Genomic DNA, 18,770 nt, shown 5'->3' with positions numbered 1-18,770 from the left:
TGTCCCGCCAAATTATCGCTGCGGTAAATACTGCAGCGGGTTTACGGATTTCCCCTTGTAACGAATTTCAAAATGCAAGCGTGTAGAACTGGTTCCGGTGCTACCCATGGTAGCTATTTTCTGCCCCGCCTTAACTTCTTGTTGTTCCCGGACCAGCATCGTATCGTTATGGGCGTAGGCACTCAGGTAATCATCGTTGTGTTTGATGATAATAAGATTACCGTAACCGCGCAGAGCGTTACCGGCGTATACCACGCGTCCATCAGCGGTCGCGATAATAGCCTGTCCCTTACTCCCTGCGATATCGACCCCTTTATTTCCCCCCTCGGAGGAAGAAAAGTTCTCGATAACCTTGCCTTCAGTCGGCCAGCGCCACGAAGAGATTGGCGAGCTGGACGTCTGACTACTGGCAACGGGTGCGGTAGAGCTAACCACAGGAGCCGTAACGGGTGCTGTAACAACAGTCGCAGTCCCCTTATTGTTCGGCAACATCTTGTTAACACTCTGTTCACCTGAATCTTCAGAATACGTAATTGTCGGTTGCGACGCAACCACTGTGCTTGATTTTTGCGCAGGCGTCACACTGTTATTTTGCGCCGTGACGTCAGCCGCAGAAACGGTATTGCCTGGCGTTAACGGCGCGCCGGTCGCATTGCCTACCTGCAGCGTCTGGCCGACATTCAGGCTATACGGGGCCGGAACGTTGTTTCGCTCTGCTAAATCACGGAAATCGTTCCCGGTGATCCAGGCAATATAGAAGAGGGTATCGCCGCGTTTCACGGTGTAAGTGCTGCCGCCGGTATAGCTGCCTTTCGGAATGTTCCCATACTTGCGGTTATACACAATGCGGCCATTTTCCGTCTGGACAGGTTGTTCCACTGGCTGAATCTGTACTGGCTGGGTAACCGGACGCTGAACAGGCTGGATTTGCGGAGTTTGTTGCGCCGTTGAGGTGCCCATCTTAGGCGGAGGGGTGATCAGCATGCCACCGGATGAATTACCAGAACCGCTATCACCGCCGACCGAACTTACAGGCGCAGGGGCATTATTCGATGTTGAACAACCTGCCAACCAGATTGAAACCAGTGACAATGCCGCAACACGGCTGATGGTGAATTTTGGGCTTCCCGCGCTCATTTATCCCCCAGGATTATTTTTAATTACCAGTGACTTAAAATTACCGTAATGTCACGACGTTTTGCGCCACACCATACGCTGAATTTGCCTGAATAACCCTGGAAAAATCCGAGTCTCAGGCCAGCTCTCCTTTTACCAGAGGCACGAAACGTACGGCTTCTACGGTATCGATAATAAACTCGTTGCCCCGTCGACGAACACGCTTCAACAGCTGGTGTTCATCGCCCACCGGTAAAACGAGGATCCCGCCGTCATCCAGTTGCGCCATCAGCGCAGCCGGGATCTCAGGCGGTGCAGCCGTCACGATAATGGCATCAAACGGGCCGCGAGCCTTCCAGCCCTGCCAGCCATCCCCGTGACGGGTAGAAACATTATGTAAATCGAGCTGCTTCAGGCGGCGGCGCGCCTGCCATTGCAGCCCTTTAATGCGCTCAACCGAGCAGACATGATGCACCAGGTGCGCCAGAATGGCGGTCTGGTAACCAGAACCGGTGCCAATCTCCAGCACCCGCGAGTCCGGGGTCAGCTCCAGCAGCTCGGTCATGCGCGCCACCATATAGGGCTGGGAGATGGTTTGCCCCTGCCCTATCGGCAACGCGACGTTTTCCCACGCCTTGTGCTCAAACGCCTCATCCACGAACTTTTCCCGCGGTACCCGCGAGATGGCGTCCAACACCCGCTCGTCAGCAATGCCCTGACTGCGTAATTGATTCAGAAGAGTTTGTACACGATTGCTTACCATTGCGAGCTCACCCCGGCGCGATCCAGCCAGCCTGAAACCACATCCTGCGCGTTATGCGCGGTCAAATCGACGTGCAGCGGGGTGACGGAGACGTAGCCTTCATCTACGGCGGCGAAATCGGTATCCGGCCCGGCATCATGTTTTTCGCCCGGCGGCCCAATCCAGTACAGCGTGTTGCCGCGCGGATCTTCCTGCGGGATCACTTTATCCGCCGGGTGTCGGCTGCCACAGCGCGTCACGCGGATACCTTTGATTTGATCCAGCGGCAGATCGGGCACGTTGATATTAAGGATGCGGCCAGTACGCAGCGGCTCACGGCTCAGCGCCCGCAGGATGGCGCAGGTGACCGCGGCGGCGGTATCGTAATGCTGATGGCCGTTAAGCGAGACCGCCAGGGCAGGAAAGCCGAGATGGCGTCCTTCCATGGCGGCCGCCACCGTACCGGAGTAGATCACGTCATCGCCCAGGTTGGGTCCGGCATTAATGCCGGAGACCACCACGTCCGGGCGGGGACGCATCAGCGCATTAACCCCCAGAAAGACACAGTCGGTCGGGGTGCCCATCTGCACGGCGATATCACCGTTATCGAAGGTAAAGGTGCGAAGAGACGACTCGAGGGTTAACGAGTTAGAGGCACCGCTGCGGTTACGATCGGGAGCCACGACCTGCACCTCGGCGAACTCACGTAGCGCTTTCGCCAGCGTCTGAATGCCTGGCGCATGGATCCCGTCATCGTTACTCAGCAATATTCGCATAGTCACCCGAAGTGTTGATAAGTTCCCTGACAACACTGGTGGCAAAGCTGCCTGCCGGCAGCCAGAAACGTAGCTCGACGGTTACGTCATCCCACCAGTTCCAGCTCAACTGTTGCGGATAGAGCAGCATCGCCCGGCGTGCCGCTTCGACTTTTTCCCGCACCAGCAGTGAGCATAACTCTGTTTCATCGGCGATGGCAGACTGTTCAAAGCGCAGCGCATCACCCTGCGGACCCCAGTCGCCGGTACCCGGCAGGGCCGCAGTGATCATCAGCGTTTTTGCCTCGACGCGCGCCTGCACATCGCGCAGCTCTTCGTCAGTGGCGACAAACCAGCTGCCGCGTCCCGCTAATTGTAGCGCATCGCCGACAACAACTTGATTCGCGTCTGTTTTTTTCAGTCGCTCGCTGACGATTTGATTAAACAACGCACTGCGGGCTGCCGACAACCAAAAACTGCGTTTATTGCGATCGCGCACCGGAGCATTGCTCTGCGCCCAGCGCAGCGCCCCCTGCAGGTTACTGCCGCCGATGCCAAAACGCTGCGCGCCAAAGTAGTTCGGCACCCCTTGCGCCTGGATGGCGTTAAGACGTTGCTCCACCTCGTCGCGGTGGCTCACCTCGCGCAGCACCAGGGTAAAAGCATTGCCCTTTAACGCGCCGAGGCGCAACTTGCGCTTATGGCGGGCGTATTCCAGTACCTGACAGCCTTCGAGCTGGAACTGGCTTAAGTCAGGCATCCCATTACCCGGCACCCGCGCGCAGAGCCACTGTTCCGTCACGGCGTGTTTGTCTTTCTGCCCGGCGAAGCTCACTTCACGGGCGTGAATTTTCAGGAACTTTGCCAGCGCATCGGCCACAAAACGGGTGTTGCAGCCGTTTTTCAGGATCCGCACCAGAATATGCTCGCCCTCGCCATCCGGCTCGAAACCCAGATCCTCGACGACCCTAAAATCTTCCGGGTTGGCTTTCAGCAGCCCCGTGCCCTGCGGTTTACCGTGCAGGTAGGTCAGGTTGTCGAAGTCCGTCATTTTACCGCCTTCACCAGCAGCGCCACGGCTTCGCAGGCGATGCCTTCACCACGGCCGGTAAAGCCGAGTTTCTCGGTGGTGGTCGCTTTGACGTTGACGTCATCCATATGGCAGCCAAGATCTTCGGCGATAAAGACGCGCATCTGGGGAATATGCGGCAGCATTTTCGGCGCCTGGGCAATAATGGTCACATCCACGTTGCCGAGGGTATAGCCTTTGGCCTGAATACGGCGCCAGGCCTCGCGCAGCAGCTCGCGGCTGTCGGCCCCTTTGAAAGCCGGATCGGTATCCGGGAACAGCTTGCCGATATCACCCAGCGCCGCGGCACCGAGCAGCGCATCGGTTAACGCGTGCAGTGCAACATCGCCATCAGAATGCGCGAGCAGTCCTTTTTCATAAGGGATGCGTACGCCGCCAATGATAATTGGGCCCTCGCCGCCAAAGGCGTGTACGTCAAAACCATGTCCAATTCGCATTATGCCTTCTCCTGATGGGTCGAACGGGTAAGATAAAATTCTGCCAGCTGTAAATCTTCGGGGCGCGTCACCTTTATATTATCTGCGCGCCCTTCAATCAGTTCCGGGTGAAAACCGCAATACTCCAGCGCCGAGGCTTCGTCGGTGATGGTTGCGCCTTCGTTCAGCGCACGGGTTAAGCAGTGGTGCAACAGCTCGCGGGGGAAAAATTGCGGCGTGAGCGCATGCCAGAGGTCAACGCGCTCCACCGTATGGGCGATGGCCGGCAGGCCGGGCTCGCCGCGCTTCATGGTATCGCGGACCGGCGTGGCGAGAATGCCGCCAACGCGGCTGGTTTCGCTGATGGCCAGCAGCCGCGCCAGGTCATCCTGATGCAGGCACGGCCGCGCCGCATCGTGCACCAGTACCCACTGTGCGTCACCGGCGGCTTTCAGTCCCGCCAGCACCGAATCGGCGCGCTCTGCGCCACCGTCCACCACGGTCACCTGCGGGTGGTGGGCAAGCGGCAGCGCGGCAAAGCGGGCGTCGCCCGGGCTGATAGCGATAACGACCCGCGTCACGCGTGGGTTCGCCAGCAGCGCCGCCACGGTGTGCTCAAGGATCGTTTTATCACCAATTGAAAGGTATTGTTTAGGACATTCAGTCTGCATGCGCCGGCCAAACCCGGCGGCTGGCACAACGGCGCATACGTTGGAAAAAGTTACTGCCATGGCGTAATCCTGGGCCTGATTATCGAGTGTTTTGTACTGAGCCCTGGTTGCGTTTAGACGCATCCGGCACCAGACGATAGAAGGTTTCGCCCGGCTTAGTCATGCTGAGTTCGTTGCGCGCGCGCTCTTCAATGGCTTCCTGTCCGCCATTGAGATCGTCAATTTCCGCAAACAGCTGATCGTTTCGCGCTTTTAATTTGCTGTTTGTTGCCTGCTGCGCCGTCACGTCATCGCTGACGCGACTGTAATCGTGAAGGCCGTTCTTACCGAACCACAGCGAATACTGAAGCCAGACCAGCAGAGCCAGCAACAGCAGCGTAAGTTTACCCATCCTGCCCCCTGAAAAACGGCATCATCATCCCATAACTTTCCCCATGACTCTACATCGGGGCTACAGAGATGCCGCAACATTGCGGGCAAATGTACCACATTTTTTTTGCAGATTCGCGCAAGCCAACAATGTCACATAGTTGGTTACGGTTTGAATTATGGCTGAACTTATCCCATGAGCCACAAAAATAACAGTCCGACCATGGCGACGACCGTCATAACCGTTATCAGGGCGCTGTAGAGCAGTTTACCGTTAAGCAGAGAGTGCAGCGCGATCCCTACCACTACGGCAACGGGCATCAGCGCCAGAAAGAAAGGCCAGGTATAAAGGAAGAAAAACAGCGTATTGCTGCCGTAAAACAGGAAAGGGATCCCCAGTGCCATCAGCCATGACGCAAAGCCGACAATCGCCCCAGGAAAAGACCAGGTCGTCTCGTCATGTGCCGATACTGTGTCCGACCCGGTGATGATATAGTTTTCACTGTTCCGCATAGCTGATCCTGTGACCGTGACATATTGATGGAGATTAAGCATCCCCATCAATACCATCTCAGGATCTGATAATATCGCCCTGCCGGAGCAGGTCTAATAATTGACCCACCAAATTTGTTACCAATTGTTGGCCTTCCAGGTGGATATCGGGGTTTTCCGGCGCTTCGTAAACCGCATCAATGCCGGTAAAATTCTTCAGCTCGCCAGCGCGCGCCTTTTTGTACAGTCCCTTCGGATCGCGTTGCTCGCATATTTCCAGCGGGGTATCGACAAATACCTCAATGAAGCGGCTGTTTCCTACCCGCTCACGCACCATCTGCCGCTCGGCGCGGTGCGGTGAGATAAAGGCGGTTAACACCACCAGCCCGGCATCGGCCATCAGGCTGGCCACTTCGCCCACCCGACGGATGTTCTCTTTGCGATCCGCATCGCTAAAGCCCAGATCGCTGCACAGCCCGTGGCGCACGTTGTCGCCATCCAGCAGATAGGTGCTGACGCCCGCTTTGTGCAGCGCCTCTTCCAGCGCACCCGCAACGGTGGACTTACCGGACCCCGAGAGCCCGGTAAACCACAGCACAACCCCACGGTGACCGTGGAGCTGTTCGCGTTCGGCCACCGTGACCGGATGAGGATGCCAGACGACGTTCTCATCATGCTGCGCCATTACTTGCCTCCCAGCAGATCGCGCGCGCCCCAGTGCGGGAAGTGTTTGCGCACCAGCGCGTTGAGCTCCAGCTCAAAGGTGCTGAATTCCGACGGCACCGCGCTCGCCTGCGCTTTAGGTTCGCGCACCATCCCTGCGCCAACGGTGACGTTGGTCAGACGGTCGATAATAATCAGCCCGCCGGTTACCGGGTTCTGCTGATACTCGTCCAGCACCAGCGGCTCGTCGAAGGTGAAATCCACCAGACCGATGCCGTTCAGCGGCAGTTCAGTCACGCTGTGCTGCGCCAGGTTGTTAATGTCGACCTGATACTGAATGCCATCGACGCGGGCGCGGGTTTTCTTCCCGGCAATCTTGATGTCGTAGCTTTGGCCCGGGCTCAGCGGCTGCTCGGCCATCCACACCACATCCACCGCGGCGCTTTGTACCGCAGGCAGCGACTCCTGCGCATCCACCAGCAGATCGCCGCGGCTGATATCGATCTCATCTTTCAGCACCAGGGTGACCGCTTCGCCGGCACCCGCTTCCTGCAGATCGCCATCGAAGGTCACGATACGGGCAATGGCCGATTCCACGCCTGACGGCAGTACCTTCACGCGCTGGTCTACGCGCACGCTGCCGGAGGCAATCGTGCCGGAGAAACCGCGGAAATCGAGGTTCGGGCGGTTAACGTACTGTACCGGGAAGCGCATCGGCTGCGTATCCACGTCGCGCTGGATCTCAACGGTCTCCAGCACTTCCAGCAGCGTCGGGCCGCTGTACCACGGCATGCTCACGCTCTGGGAAGCGACGTTATCCCCTTCCAGCGCCGAAAGCGGCACAAAGCGGATATCGAGGTTGCCCGGCAGCTGCTCGGCAAAGGTGAGATAGCTCTCGCGGATCTCGTTAAACTTCTCTTCGCTGAAGTTGACCAGATCCATCTTGTTAACTGCCACCACCAGATGCTTGATCCCCAGCAGCGTGGAGATAAAGCTGTGACGACGGGTCTGATCCAGGACCCCTTTACGGGCGTCGATCAGCAGGATCGCCAGGTCGCAGGTTGAGGCCCCGGTCGCCATATTGCGGGTGTACTGCTCATGCCCTGGGGTATCGGCGATAATAAATTTGCGCTTCTCGGTAGAGAAATAGCGATAGGCCACGTCGATGGTGATGCCCTGCTCGCGCTCCGCCTGCAGGCCATCCACCAGCAGCGCCAGATCGAGTTTTTCACCCTGGGTACCGTGACGCTTGCTGTCGTTGTGCAGGGAGGAGAGCTGATCTTCATAGATCTGACGGGTATCGTGCAGCAGACGGCCAATCAGGGTGCTTTTTCCGTCGTCCACGCTGCCGCAGGTCAGAAAACGCAGCAGGCTTTTGTGCTGCTGGGCGTGCAGGTAGGCTTCGACGCCGCCTTCATTGGCGATCTGTTGAGCAATAGTGGTATTCATGGCGGCTCCTTAGAAATAACCCTGACGTTTCTTCAGCTCCATCGAGCCTGCCTGGTCGCGGTCAATCACGCGCCCCTGTCGCTCGCTGGTGGTGGACACCAGCATCTCTTCGATGATCTCCGGCAGCGTTTGCGCGTCGGATTCCACCGCGCCGGTCAGCGGCCAGCAGCCGAGAGTACGGAAACGCACCATCCGCTTTTTGATCACTTCGCCAGGCTGCAGGTCGATGCGATCGTCGTCGATCATCATCAGCATGCCGTCGCGCTCCAGCACCGGACGTTCAGCCGCCAGATACAGCGGAACGATCTCGATGTTTTCCAGATAGATGTACTGCCAGATATCCAGCTCGGTCCAGTTGGAGAGCGGGAAGACGCGGATGCTTTCGCCCTTGTTGATCTGGCCGTTGTAGTTGTGCCACAGCTCCGGACGCTGGTTTTTTGGGTCCCAGCGATGGAAGCGGTCGCGGAAGGAGTAGATACGCTCCTTGGCGCGGGATTTCTCTTCATCCCGGCGGGCGCCGCCGAAAGCGGCATCAAAGCCGTATTTGTTCAGCGCCTGCTTCAGCCCTTCGGTCTTCATGATGTCGGTGTGCTTGGCGCTGCCGTGGACAAACGGGTTAATGCCCATCGCCACCCCTTCCGGGTTTTTATGCACCAGCAGTTCACAGCCGTAGGCTTTGGCGGTACGGTCACGGAACTCATACATCTCGCGGAATTTCCAGCCGGTATCCACGTGCAGCAGTGGGAACGGCAGCGTGCCCGGATAAAACGCTTTACGCGCCAGGTGCAGCATTACGCTGGAGTCTTTGCCGATGGAGTACATCATTACCGGATTTGCAAACTCAGCAGCCACTTCGCGGATAATATGAATACTCTCCGCTTCCAGTTGCCGCAGGTGCGTCAGTCGTTTTTGATCCATAACCGTTCCTTAAGCCAAATTGATAACAGAAGAACCAAAGCCTTCTGTGTCGGTTGTATGTTGGAACCAGGCGAGCGTGCTGTGCAGCTGCACCACTTCCCCCACCACAATCAGGGCGGGCATCGGGGCATCTTTCGCCAGGGTTGCAAGGTGTTGTAATGTGCCGGTCACCACGTGTTGATCGACGCGCGTGCCGCGGGATATCACTGCCACAGGCGTATCTGCATCGCGCCCGTGACGAATAAGTTGTTCACTGATCTCCGCCGCTTTCATGGTGCCCATATAGATCGCCAGCGTCTGACGGCTCTGGGCCAGATGGGTCCAGTCAAACGGGGTGCTGTCGGCTTTATAGTGGCCGGTGACAAAGGTGACGCTCTGGGCATAATCCCGGTGCGTCAGTGGAATACCGGCGTAGGCCGTTACCGCGGAGGCTGCGGTGATCCCCGGCACCACCTGGAAGGGCACGCCCGCTTCGGCGGCGGCCTGCAGCTCTTCACCGCCGCGGCCAAAGATGAACGGATCGCCACCTTTGAGACGCACCACGGTTTTGCCTTCTTTCGCGGCGGCGATCAGCATCTGATTGGTTTCATGCTGCGGTGCGGCGTGGCCGCCCGCGCGTTTGCCGACGCAGATTTGCTCGGCGTCGCGACGAATCAGCTCGCGCACCCCGTCGGTCACCAGATGGTCATAGAACACCACATCCGCATCCTGGAGTACCTGAAGGCCGCGAAGCGTCAACAATCCGGCATCACCCGGCCCCGCGCCAACGAGGATGATCTCCCCGCTGGTGCTGCCCGGGTTGTCCAGTTCGTCTTCGAGGATCTTCTGCGCCGCCGTCTCATTACCGGCCTGCATCAGGCTGGCAAAGCGGTCACGAAACACGCGCTCCCAGAAGCGTCGGCGTTCCGCCACGCTGGTCAGGCGGGTTTTCAGATGGTTGCGCCAGAAGCTGGCTTTTTCTGCCATCCGGCCAAGGCTGGTGGGCAGCAGCGCCTCGATTTTTTCCCGCAGGACGCGCGCCAGCACCGGCGCGGTGCCGCCGGAGGAGATCGCCACCAGCAGCGGCGAGCGGTCAACAATCGACGGAAAAATAAAGGAGCAGAGCGGCTGGTCATCCACCACGTTCACCAGACGGTGACGGGCGTGAGCGGCATCGGAGATGCGCTGGTTGAGTGCCCGGTTTTCGGTGGCGGCAATCACCAGCACCACATTGTCGATTTGCGCTTCAGCAAAGTCCGCTTCGGCAACAACCTGCACGCGCGCGCCTGCCCGATGTAAAAAGGCAATTTTGCGTTCAGCGATTTCGCCGCTGCCGACAACCAGCACCGGGCGGTCTTTTACAGCAGCGAATAAAGGAAGGTAATCCACAATGCTACAACTCGCTAACAACAAGGAATAGGGGGACTATAGGGGGCGGCTACGAGCGAATGAAATTACGAATTGGAATGAGTAGTTACTCAATGGAATAACGCGCTGAAAAAGCTCATATCAAAAAGTGCTTAACGCGCGACATTCCGGGCATTTAAGAGCAAATCAAATTGTGTAAGCGCGGTCACAGTTTCATACTAAGCGCGTTAAAATTTTGCGTTATTTTTTTAAGGACTCACTATGTTTTCCGCAATGCGCCACCGATACGCTGCCCTGGCGCTCGGCGTTTGCTTAATCGGAACGGTTCAGGCTAAGACCTCGCCCCTGGGTGAGATGGCCGCGACGCAGGCACGTCATATTGCCACCTTTTTTCCGGGTCGGATGACCGGCACCCCCGCCGAAATGCTCTCCGCTGACTACGTGCGCCAGCAGTTCGCCGGGATGGGCTACCAGAGCGATATCCGCACATTTCAGAGCCGCTACATCTATACCTCACGCAATCTGAACAAGAACTGGCACAACGTCACCGGCAGCACAGTGATTGCGGCCCATGAAGGCAAAGCCGCTCAGCAGATTATTATTCTGGCGCACCTCGACACTTATGCCCCGATGAGCGACAGCGATGCCGACAACAATCTCGGCGGCCTCACGTTACAGGGCATTGATGATAATGCCGCCGGGGTCGGGGTGATGCTGGAGCTGGCCGATCAGTTAAAAGATATTCCCACCCAGTACAGCATCCGCTTTATCGCCACCAGCGGCGAGGAAGAGGGACGGCTGGGCGCCGAGAATGTCCTTAAACGCATGAGCGCGGCCGAGAAGAAAAACACCCTGCTGGTGATCAACCTCGATAATTTGATTGTGGGGGATAAGCTCTATTTCAACAGCGGCAAAACCACCCCAGGTCCGGTACGCAAGTTAACCCGTGACCGCGCGCTGGCGATTGCCCGCGCCCACGGCATCTATGCTGCCACCAACCCGGGCGGCAATGCCGCGTATCCGAAAGGCACCGGCTGCTGCAATGATGGCGAGGTGTTCGATAAAGCCGGGATCCCGGTGCTCTACGTTGAAGCGACCAACTGGTCCCTGGGCAAGAAGGATGGTTATCAGCAACAGGCAAAATCTAAAGCATTTCCAGAGGGAATAAGCTGGCACGACGTCAGGCTGGATAATCTGCAGTATATCGACGAGGCATTGCCGAAGCGGATTGAACACCGCAGCCGGGATGTGGTACGGGTGATGCTGCCGCTGGTGAAGGAGCTGGCGAAAGCGGAGAAAGCCTGAGGCAGCTGCCCGGGGGCGCTGCGCTTACCGGGCCTACAGGATGCTTATTCGTAGGCCCGGTAAGGCGTAGCCGCCACCGGGCAAAAAACATTACCCTTCGTGCAGCCCGCACTCGCGCTTGAGGCCAAAGAAACGGGTCTCTTCTTCTGCCATACCCGGCTCCCATTTACGGGTGGTATGGGTATCCCCCACCGACAGATAGCCTTGATCCCACAGCGGATGGTATTTCAGGCCATGCTGTTGCAGGTACTGGTATACGGTCCGGTTGTCCCAGTCGATAATCGGCAGCACCTTGAACACCCCGCGCTGGATCGCCAGCACCGGTAAAGACGCCCGGCTGCCGGACTGATCCCGGCGCAGGCCGGCAAACCAGGTTTTGGCGTTGAGTTCAGACAGCGCCCGGTTCATCGGCTCGACTTTGTTGATGGCATTATATTTCTCAATGCCCTCGACGCCCTGCTCCCACAGCTTGCCGTAGCGTGCTTCCTGCCAGGCCGCGCTCTGCTCTGCACGGTAGACCTTCAGGTTCAGCTTAAGCTTGTCCGTCAGCTCATCGATAAACTGATAGGTTTCCGGGAACAGGTAGCCGGTATCGGTGAGGATCACCGGGATATCCGGGCGAATCTTATTCACCAGATGCAGGCTAACCGCCGCCTGAATACCGAAGCTCGACGAGAGCACATATTCGCCCGGCAGATTTTCCAGCGCCCAGGCGACACGCCCTTCGGCGTCCAGCTTCTCCAGCTCCGCGTTGGTTTCGGCCAGCGCCAGTATGCGTTCGACTTTTGGCAGATCGTTAAGGGCGTTTAGATCGAGTACGGACATAAGAACCTCGTTTGCCTGTTTTGCCGGGCGGCACTGCGTCTGCCCGGCCTGGAAAATCGGTAAAACCCGTGGGATGTTATTCCCAGAAATCCCTTGCGGGATCGAGCACCGGACGAATGATGCCCGCACGCACCGTAAAGTCGCCGAAGCCTTCACCCGCTTCGCGCTCTTTCGCCCAGCGCCCGATAAGCAGGTCAATGGAATCAAGGATTTCCGGCTCGGTGATGTTTTCCCGGAACATGCGCGGAATACGGGTGCCGATACGGTTACCGCCCAGATGCAGGTTGTAGCGCCCCGGCGCTTTGCCCACCAGCCCCAGCTCGGCCAGCATCGCGCGGCCACAGCCATTCGGGCAGCCGGTCACGCGCATCACGATATGTTCGTTCGGGATGCCATGTTTCTCCAGAATCGCTTCGACCTTGTCGGTAAACGACGGCAGGAAACGTTCGGCCTCAGCCATCGCCAGCGGACAGGTCGGGAACGACACGCAGGCCATGGAGTTTTCGCGCTGCGGTTTAACCGCCTCCATCAGGGCATGATCCCGCGCCAGCTTCTCGATCTTCGCCTTCTGGCTTTCCGGCACGCCGGCAATGATCAGGTTCTGGTTGGCGGTGATACGGAACTCGCCCTGGTGGATCTTCGCGATCTCCAGCAGGCCGGTTTTCAGCGGACGGCCCGGATAATCCAGGATACGGCCATTTTCAATAAACAGCGTCAGGTGCCATTTATCGTCGATACCTTTTACCCAGCCAATACGATCCCCACGCCCGGTGAATTCGTACGGGCGGATCGGCTCAAACTTGATGCCCGCGCGGCGTTCCACTTCGGCTTTAAACGTCTCCACGCCTACGCGCTCAAGGGTATATTTGGTCTTGGCGTTTTTACGATCGGTACGGTTGCCCCAGTCGCGCTGGGTGGTCACTACCGCTTCCGCCACCGCCAGGGTGTGCTCCAGCGGCAGATAGCCAAACTCGCTCGCGGTACGGGCGTAAGTCTTTTTGTTACCGTGTTCAATAGAGAGACCGCCGCCCACCAGCAGGTTAAAGCCCACCAGCTTGCCGTTCTCGGCGATTGCCACGAAGTTCATGTCGTTGGCGTGCAGATCGATATCGTTCTGCGGCGGGATCACCACCGTGGTTTTGAACTTACGCGGCAGATAGGTCTGGCCCAGGATTGGCTCTTCGTCGGTGGTCGCCACTTTCTCCTGATCGAGCCAGATCTCGGCATAAGCGCGGGTACGCGGCAGCAGATGCTCGGAGATCTTCTTCGCCCACTCGTACGCTTCGGCATGCAGCTCGGACTCGTACGGGTTAGAGGTGCAGAGCACGTTACGGTTCATGTCGTTGGCGGTCGCCAGCGCGTCCAGTCCGACGGAGTGCAGCATCTGGTGTACCGGCTTCACGTTCTTCTTCAGAATGCCGTGGAACTGGAAGGTCTGACGGTTGGTCAGACGGATGCTGCCGTAAATTGTATTTTCACCGGCAAACTTGTCGATCGCCTGCCACTGTTTGGTGGTGATGATGCCACCCGGCAGGCGGCAGCGCAGCAGCATCGCATGACGCGGCTCCAGCTTCTGTTCAGCACGCTCGGCGCGGATATCGCGGTCGTCCTGCTGGTACATGCCGTGGAAACGGATCAGCAGGAAGTTGTCGCCTTTGAAACCGCCGGTCAGACCGTCATTTAAATCTTCGGCAATGGTGCCGCGCAGGTAGTTACTCTCAACCTTCATGCGCTCGGCATCAGACAGTTTGCCTTCGACCACCAGTGGGCCAGGATGTTTTTCGCTCATTAGTAGACATCTCGCTGATAACGGCGCTCGACGCGCAGCTCACTTAAATATTCATCCGCCGCTTCGGCATCCATACCGCCGAATTGGGCAATCACTTCCAGTAAAGCCTGCTCAACGTCTTTCGCCATGCGATTGGCGTCGCCGCAGACATAAATGTGGGCACCGTCATTGATCCAGCGCCACAGCTCTGCGCCCTGTTCGCGCAGTTTGTCTTGTACGTAGATTTTTTCTTTCTGATCGCGGGACCAGGCCAGATCGATCCGGCTCAGTACGCCCTCTTTAACGTAGCGCTGCCACTCCACCTGATAGAGGAAATCTTCAGTGAAGTGCGGGTTGCCGAAGAACAACCAGTTTTTACCCGGCGCTTCGTCGGCGGCGCGCTGCTGCATAAAGGCGCGGAACGGTGCAATACCGGTGCCCGGGCCAATCATGATCACCGGGGTTTCCGGGTTGGCAGGCAGACGGAAGTTGTCGTTGTGCTCGATAAAGACCCGCACCTCGCCCTCTTCTTCCACGCGATCCGCAAGGAAACTCGACGCGCCGCCGGCACGGGCGCGGCCTTCGATGTCGTAACGCACCACGCCCACGGTGACGTGGACTTCGTTCTCCACCTCAGCCTGGGCAGAGGCGATAGAGTAGAGGCGCGGCGTCAGCGGACGCAGCAGGCCGATTAACGCCTCGGCTTCGAGCTGGGCTGGCGCGAAACGCACCATATCGACGATTGGCGTGGTGGCGGCGTAGTGTTGCAGTTTGGCTTTGTCGCCCACCAGCGGCAGCAGGGATTCGCTGCGGGTCAGGGTGGCGTAGTTTTCCACAATGTTCGCGGTGTTAACGGTCAGCTCGAAATGCCACTGCAGCGCTTCAGAGAGCGGCAGCGTTTTGCCTTCCACGGTGACCGGCTCGTCACCCTTCAGCCAAAGCAGCTCAACCAGCTCTTTCACCAGCGCCGGATCGTTCTGGTACCAGACGCCAAGAGCATCGCCCGGCTGGTAGCGCAGGCCGGAGTCGCCGAGATCGATTTCGATATGGCGTACATCTTTTTCTGAATCGCGACCGGTAATTTTCTGGTTAACCGAGAGGCTCGCCGTCAGCGGCGCTTCTTTGGTGTAGGGGCTGGTGTGAATGTCGTTGACTGCGCCAGCGGCGGTGGCTGCCGCCTGGGCTGGCGTCTCGGTCGGTACGCGGGCTTTCAGCACCTCGACAATGCGCGCGCGCCATTCGGCCGCCGCAGCCTGGTATTCAACGTCGGTATCGACGCGGTCCAGCAGGCGTTCTGCCCCCAGCTCGGCCAGTTTGCTGTCGAAATCTTTGCCCGACTGGCAGAAGAATTCATAGGAAGAGTCGCCCAGGCCGAAGACCGCAAAGGCGGTGCCCGCCAGTTTTGGCGCCTTTTTCGAGAACAGGAACTTATGCAGCGCAACCGCTTCTTCAGGCGGCTCACCTTCGCCCTGGGTTGAGGTCACAACGATAACCAGCTTCTCTGACGCGATTTGCTTAAATTTATAGTCCCCGGCGTTCACCAGGTTCACGTTCAGTTTGGCTGCAATCAGATCGTCGCGCAGGGCTTCCGCCACGCGACGGGCGTTGCCGGTTTGCGAGGCGGAGATAAGCGTGATTGCCGGGATCTCAACAGCCGTAGCCGGCGCACTCGCCACAGCCCCCGGCTGTTGATTGAGCATTCCCCAGAAATAACCGGATACCCAGGCCAGCTGGGTGGGTGAAAAGTCAGTGGTGGCCGCCTGCAGGCGTGCCAGTTGCTCCGGGTTCAGGGGAAGCAAATTTGAAGGTGGGGCCTGTGTTGTCATGCGTCGTTATGTTCCAGTAGCAAAGCTGAATTTTTATCTGAAAGACAGAACAGAGTGTAAGGTTAACGGCGCGGATCATAACAATTAAAGACAGGATGGAAATAATAAATAACCAAATGGACTAACCTCTTTTAGCTATTGTTCTTAACAATAAAAGTGATTAACTATCCACTTGAAAAATAAAATAAAAAACAGCGCTAATTACGCTGTCTGGTGCCCCTGACCATAATGCCCGTTTTAGTTAATGATAAAAAATGTACTTTCCGGTACTCTACGGCGGTTTTTTCCGCATTTTTGAGAGTCCACGATGTCCACCACACTGTTTAAAGATTTCATCTTCGAAGCCGCCCACCATCTGCCTCACGTCCCGGAAGGGCATAAATGTGGTCGTCTGCACGGACACTCCTTTATGGTGCGTCTGGAGATCACGGGTGAAGTCGATCCGCATACCGGTTGGATCATGGACTTTGCCGAGCTGAAGGCCGCCTTCAAACCGACCTACGATCGCCTCGATCATTACTATCTGAACGATATTCCGGGACTTGAAAACCCGACCAGCGAAGTGCTGGCAAAATGGATCTGGAATGAGATCAAACCGCTGGTGCCGCTGCTGAGTGCGGTAATGATCAAAGAGACCTGCACCGCGGGCTGCGTCTACCGCGGCGAATAATTACGTCTCATGAGAGAGCAACGGCGCGAGCTCAAAGAGCATCAGCGCGTTGCTTTCCAGCGACGCCGTAATCTGCCAGCCGTCATGAAGCCGTTCATCACGCATTGACAACGTTGGACGCGCTTTATGCTCCATCCAGCGCCACATCTCTTCGTCAGGCCCCCTTTCACTGCGTACACCTTCAATCAAGGGGTACAGCGCGCCGTTGTGCTGATCAAACAGATGACACTTAATCCGCCACCTGCCGCTTAGCCCCTTCAGCTGAACGTGGTACTGCTGGCGAAAACGCTGAATGAAAGCCTCTTCGCTGGAGAGTAACGGGTTAAACACCACCGTATTGCGCAGCAGCAGTTGGTATCCTTTGTGGTGGCGCAATAGCAGAAGATTCTTTTCGTTGACCAACACCTCACCGCGCAGGCGTCGCCACAGCCAGACTACCCAATAGATCGGGCGCGGCAGGCCGTGGTTGTACTGCAGCGCCAGGCTCGAGGTATCGATGGTATTGTTGGCCCGCGCTTCCCCCTGTAAGCCCGAGTTGAGCCAGAACCCGGCCAGCCACACCTGTTCCGACAGTCCGAGCAGGTTTTGCATCAGCAGTGCCCCACGAAAAAACCAGCCGTTGGTGGCGCGCGTGTTGCCGGTGAGGGTATTCCACGACAGCAGCCATACCGGAAGCGAGAGCTTTCGCTGACGAAGCGAGGTCAGGATCTGCCGGACCTTCTGCACCGGATAGTTTTCAGAGGAAGAGAGATGAGCCGGATCCAGCTGCGCCAGATCGAGAAGCTCATTGGCATCGGCCGGACAGGCCAAAAAATCGGCCTGGGTGAGGAGAGTCGAGTCCAGCAGAGCCTCATCGTTATGCCCCGTGTGCCCGGGCGCAAAACGGTGCCACACGCCGAACGTCGCCTGCGGCAGATATTCCCGCAGCGTCGCCCGCTGAGCCTGCCAGACTTGCGCTCTTGTCTCCTCGCTCGCCTGCGTTGACCAGTGCATCACAAATTGCCAGCGATCGGTAATCTCAGGCGAAAAGTGATTGACCGACTGCTGTAAGAAACGCGCCAGCAGGTCGGTGCGAGTTGTCAGGCCGGTATGCAGCAGCACCGTCCACTGTTTTTGCGCAAGCCAGCTGAAGACCTGATGAAGGTTGTACCAGCAGGCATAACCTGCCATCAGCGGATCGTCCCAGCCGCTGGCAAACAGGCGGCTACTGAGAAACGGCTCCGCGATATCAATCCCGAAAAGGGGCATCGCCTCCCCCAGCTTTTCCAGCTCCCGGCGCACATCCTCGCGCAGCAGGTCGTCCAGCTCACGCACCGTCACCACCATTCGGGTATGACGCAGCGGCGCAGCGGGCTTGAGAAGATGCAGATCGAGCACCCTCTCCTGCACCGGATGCGGAGTTAATGGCAACGGCTCCCGACCGCGCGTTTCGGCTTCATTTAGCAGGCTGAAGAGCTTGTCCACCGCCACCGGATAACGCTGCTCCCCATTGCCTGGACGTAGACGGGGCATCCCGGCGTGATGACGACGTTGTTTGCGATACGCTCCCGGGGCCATCTGGTGATGACGCCGGAACAGATCGCTCATCATCCGCGTACTGGCGAACCCCTGCTCCAGCGCAATCTGATGCAACGGGCGGTTGGTCAGGCGAAGCGCGTCGGCCGCCTTCTCAAGGCGCAGGGTGGTAATGTACTGCATAAAACTGACGCCCATCTCTTTGCGAAAAAGACGGGAGAGCCAGGCTTCTGAAACAAATTCGCTTCCGGCGATTTCAGCAAGCGTAATGCGTCGGGTGTAGCTGGCGTTGATGCGTTCCACCACCCGGGCGATGCGTTTGCTTACGCCCGGATGATGTTCCCGCAGAAGCAGGCGGGCGGGTTGCTGAAACCGGCTGGTCAGCAGGAGCAGGATCTCGCTCAGCCAGCGGGTCGCCTCCAGCCGGTAGCGATGCTGATCGTTAATCAGGGTGCAGACCAGCAGTTGGCGCAAAAGATGGCGTAGCTCATCACCAGGAGGCCAGCCGCTCCCGGCTTCGGGCGGGATGGCGTAATCATGGGTAAAAAAGTCGCTACAGAGTTGCTGGATCCAGCGCCCGGAAAGCATGACGCACATTGTCGTATTGCCGCTCTCGCTGGTGAGCTGCCAGCGTTGATTACGATTAACGATCGTCAGGCTATCCGCCGTCAGGGTCATCTGCCGCTGGTCGGTGTGCAGGTCGGCGCTCCCTTCCAGCAGCCACAGTAGCGTCAGCGCGTCGTCCTCTTCCTGCTGAAGCTGACGAATATCCTGCACCTTCACCCAAAACTCGCTACCCCGTTGCTCCATGTGTTCCTCCAGGGAAGACAAAT

At 57.9% G+C, this 18,770-nt stretch carries 19 protein-coding genes; 3 read left to right on the top strand and 16 right to left on the bottom strand.

The window, feature by feature from the left end:
- Positions 1-12: 12 nt before the first annotated feature.
- On the bottom strand, positions 13-1,077 hold the full coding sequence (gene nlpD / locus DVA44_RS04865; RefSeq protein ID WP_246843623.1) for a murein hydrolase activator NlpD: 1,065 nt from the start codon (positions 1,075-1,077) through the stop codon (positions 13-15).
- Here nlpD and DVA44_RS25910 point away from each other — a divergent pair.
- A complete protein-coding gene (locus DVA44_RS25910; protein WP_231604148.1) occupies positions 983-1,186 on the top strand; it encodes a hypothetical protein in 204 nt (67 codons plus the stop codon). The two genes, nlpD and DVA44_RS25910, sit on opposite strands and share 95 nt — an antisense overlap.
- A 66-nt stretch (positions 1,187-1,252) precedes the next feature.
- Here the strand turns inward: DVA44_RS25910 and DVA44_RS04860 are convergent, their stop codons facing one another.
- From DVA44_RS04860 to cysG, 11 genes are all read right to left on the bottom strand, one after another.
- Positions 1,253-1,879, bottom strand: a complete 627-nt coding sequence (locus DVA44_RS04860; protein ID WP_103822693.1) for a protein-L-isoaspartate(D-aspartate) O-methyltransferase — start codon at positions 1,877-1,879, stop codon at positions 1,253-1,255.
- Positions 1,873-2,634, bottom strand: a complete 762-nt coding sequence (gene surE / locus DVA44_RS04855) for a 5'/3'-nucleotidase SurE (RefSeq protein WP_103180914.1) — start codon at positions 2,632-2,634, stop codon at positions 1,873-1,875. The genes DVA44_RS04860 and surE overlap by 7 nt, the downstream gene beginning before the upstream one ends.
- On the bottom strand, positions 2,615-3,664 hold the full coding sequence (gene truD / locus DVA44_RS04850; protein WP_114385856.1) for a tRNA pseudouridine(13) synthase TruD: 1,050 nt from the start codon (positions 3,662-3,664) through the stop codon (positions 2,615-2,617). The genes surE and truD overlap by 20 nt, the downstream gene beginning before the upstream one ends.
- The gene (gene ispF, locus DVA44_RS04845) at positions 3,661-4,140 is read right to left on the bottom strand and encodes a 2-C-methyl-D-erythritol 2,4-cyclodiphosphate synthase (protein WP_048959481.1); all 480 of its coding nucleotides are present in this window, start codon (positions 4,138-4,140) and stop codon (positions 3,661-3,663) included. The genes truD and ispF overlap by 4 nt, the downstream gene beginning before the upstream one ends.
- Positions 4,140-4,850, bottom strand: a complete 711-nt coding sequence (gene ispD / locus DVA44_RS04840) for a 2-C-methyl-D-erythritol 4-phosphate cytidylyltransferase (protein ID WP_114385855.1) — start codon at positions 4,848-4,850, stop codon at positions 4,140-4,142. The genes ispF and ispD overlap by 1 nt, the downstream gene beginning before the upstream one ends.
- 19 nt (positions 4,851-4,869) lie before the next feature.
- Positions 4,870-5,181 (bottom strand): cell division protein FtsB, encoded by a 312-nt coding sequence (ftsB, locus tag DVA44_RS04835; RefSeq protein WP_032613637.1) that lies wholly within the window; start codon positions 5,179-5,181, stop codon positions 4,870-4,872.
- Between the two features lie 167 nt (positions 5,182-5,348).
- Positions 5,349-5,672, bottom strand: a complete 324-nt coding sequence (locus tag DVA44_RS04830) for a DUF3561 family protein (protein WP_103822696.1) — start codon at positions 5,670-5,672, stop codon at positions 5,349-5,351.
- A gap of 58 nt (positions 5,673-5,730) precedes the next feature.
- Positions 5,731-6,336 carry an adenylyl-sulfate kinase gene (gene cysC / locus DVA44_RS04825; protein ID WP_103822697.1) on the bottom strand — a complete coding sequence of 202 codons (606 nt, stop codon included), beginning with the start codon at positions 6,334-6,336 and terminating at the stop codon, positions 5,731-5,733.
- A complete protein-coding gene (cysN, locus tag DVA44_RS04820; RefSeq protein WP_114316910.1) occupies positions 6,336-7,763 on the bottom strand; it encodes a sulfate adenylyltransferase subunit CysN in 1,428 nt (475 codons plus the stop codon). Before cysN ends, cysC begins: the two co-directional genes overlap by 1 nt.
- A 9-nt stretch (positions 7,764-7,772) precedes the next feature.
- On the bottom strand, positions 7,773-8,681 hold the full coding sequence (gene cysD / locus DVA44_RS04815) for a sulfate adenylyltransferase subunit CysD (protein ID WP_015963247.1): 909 nt from the start codon (positions 8,679-8,681) through the stop codon (positions 7,773-7,775).
- A 9-nt stretch (positions 8,682-8,690) separates the two neighbouring features.
- Positions 8,691-10,049 carry a siroheme synthase CysG gene (gene cysG / locus DVA44_RS04810; protein ID WP_114385854.1) on the bottom strand — a complete coding sequence of 453 codons (1,359 nt, stop codon included), beginning with the start codon at positions 10,047-10,049 and terminating at the stop codon, positions 8,691-8,693.
- Positions 10,050-10,289: 240 nt separating this feature from the next.
- Between cysG and DVA44_RS04805 the strand changes: the two genes are divergently transcribed.
- Positions 10,290-11,333, top strand: coding sequence for an aminopeptidase (locus tag DVA44_RS04805; RefSeq protein WP_114316908.1), 1,044 nt, complete (start codon positions 10,290-10,292; stop codon positions 11,331-11,333).
- Between the two features lie 90 nt (positions 11,334-11,423).
- On the opposite strand, the gene cysH is transcribed toward DVA44_RS04805, so the two are convergent.
- The 3 genes from cysH to cysJ all read right to left on the bottom strand — a co-directional run bounded on the left by cysH (position 11,424) and on the right by cysJ (position 15,752).
- Complete coding sequence (cysH, locus tag DVA44_RS04800; RefSeq protein ID WP_114316907.1) at positions 11,424-12,158, bottom strand: phosphoadenosine phosphosulfate reductase; 735 nt, start codon at positions 12,156-12,158, stop codon at positions 11,424-11,426.
- A 76-nt stretch (positions 12,159-12,234) separates the two neighbouring features.
- Positions 12,235-13,947: an assimilatory sulfite reductase (NADPH) hemoprotein subunit gene (cysI, locus tag DVA44_RS04790; RefSeq protein ID WP_103180923.1), complete on the bottom strand. Its 1,713-nt coding sequence runs from the start codon at positions 13,945-13,947 to the stop codon at positions 12,235-12,237.
- Positions 13,947-15,752, bottom strand: a complete 1,806-nt coding sequence (gene cysJ / locus DVA44_RS04785) for an NADPH-dependent assimilatory sulfite reductase flavoprotein subunit (RefSeq protein WP_114385853.1) — start codon at positions 15,750-15,752, stop codon at positions 13,947-13,949. Before cysJ ends, cysI begins: the two co-directional genes overlap by 1 nt.
- Before the next feature lie 307 nt (positions 15,753-16,059).
- Between cysJ and queD the strand changes: the two genes are divergently transcribed.
- Complete coding sequence (queD, locus tag DVA44_RS04775; protein ID WP_103822703.1) at positions 16,060-16,422, top strand: 6-carboxytetrahydropterin synthase QueD; 363 nt, start codon at positions 16,060-16,062, stop codon at positions 16,420-16,422.
- Here queD and DVA44_RS04770 read toward each other — a convergent pair whose 3' ends face one another.
- Positions 16,423-18,747: a helix-turn-helix domain-containing protein gene (locus DVA44_RS04770; protein ID WP_114385852.1), complete on the bottom strand. Its 2,325-nt coding sequence runs from the start codon at positions 18,745-18,747 to the stop codon at positions 16,423-16,425.
- Positions 18,748-18,770 lie beyond the last annotated feature (23 nt).

The sequence above is a fragment of the Leclercia sp. W17 genome (assembly GCF_003336325.1).
GTDB lineage: Bacteria > Pseudomonadota > Gammaproteobacteria > Enterobacterales > Enterobacteriaceae > Enterobacter.
This window is presented reverse-complemented; position numbering and strand designations above follow the sequence as displayed.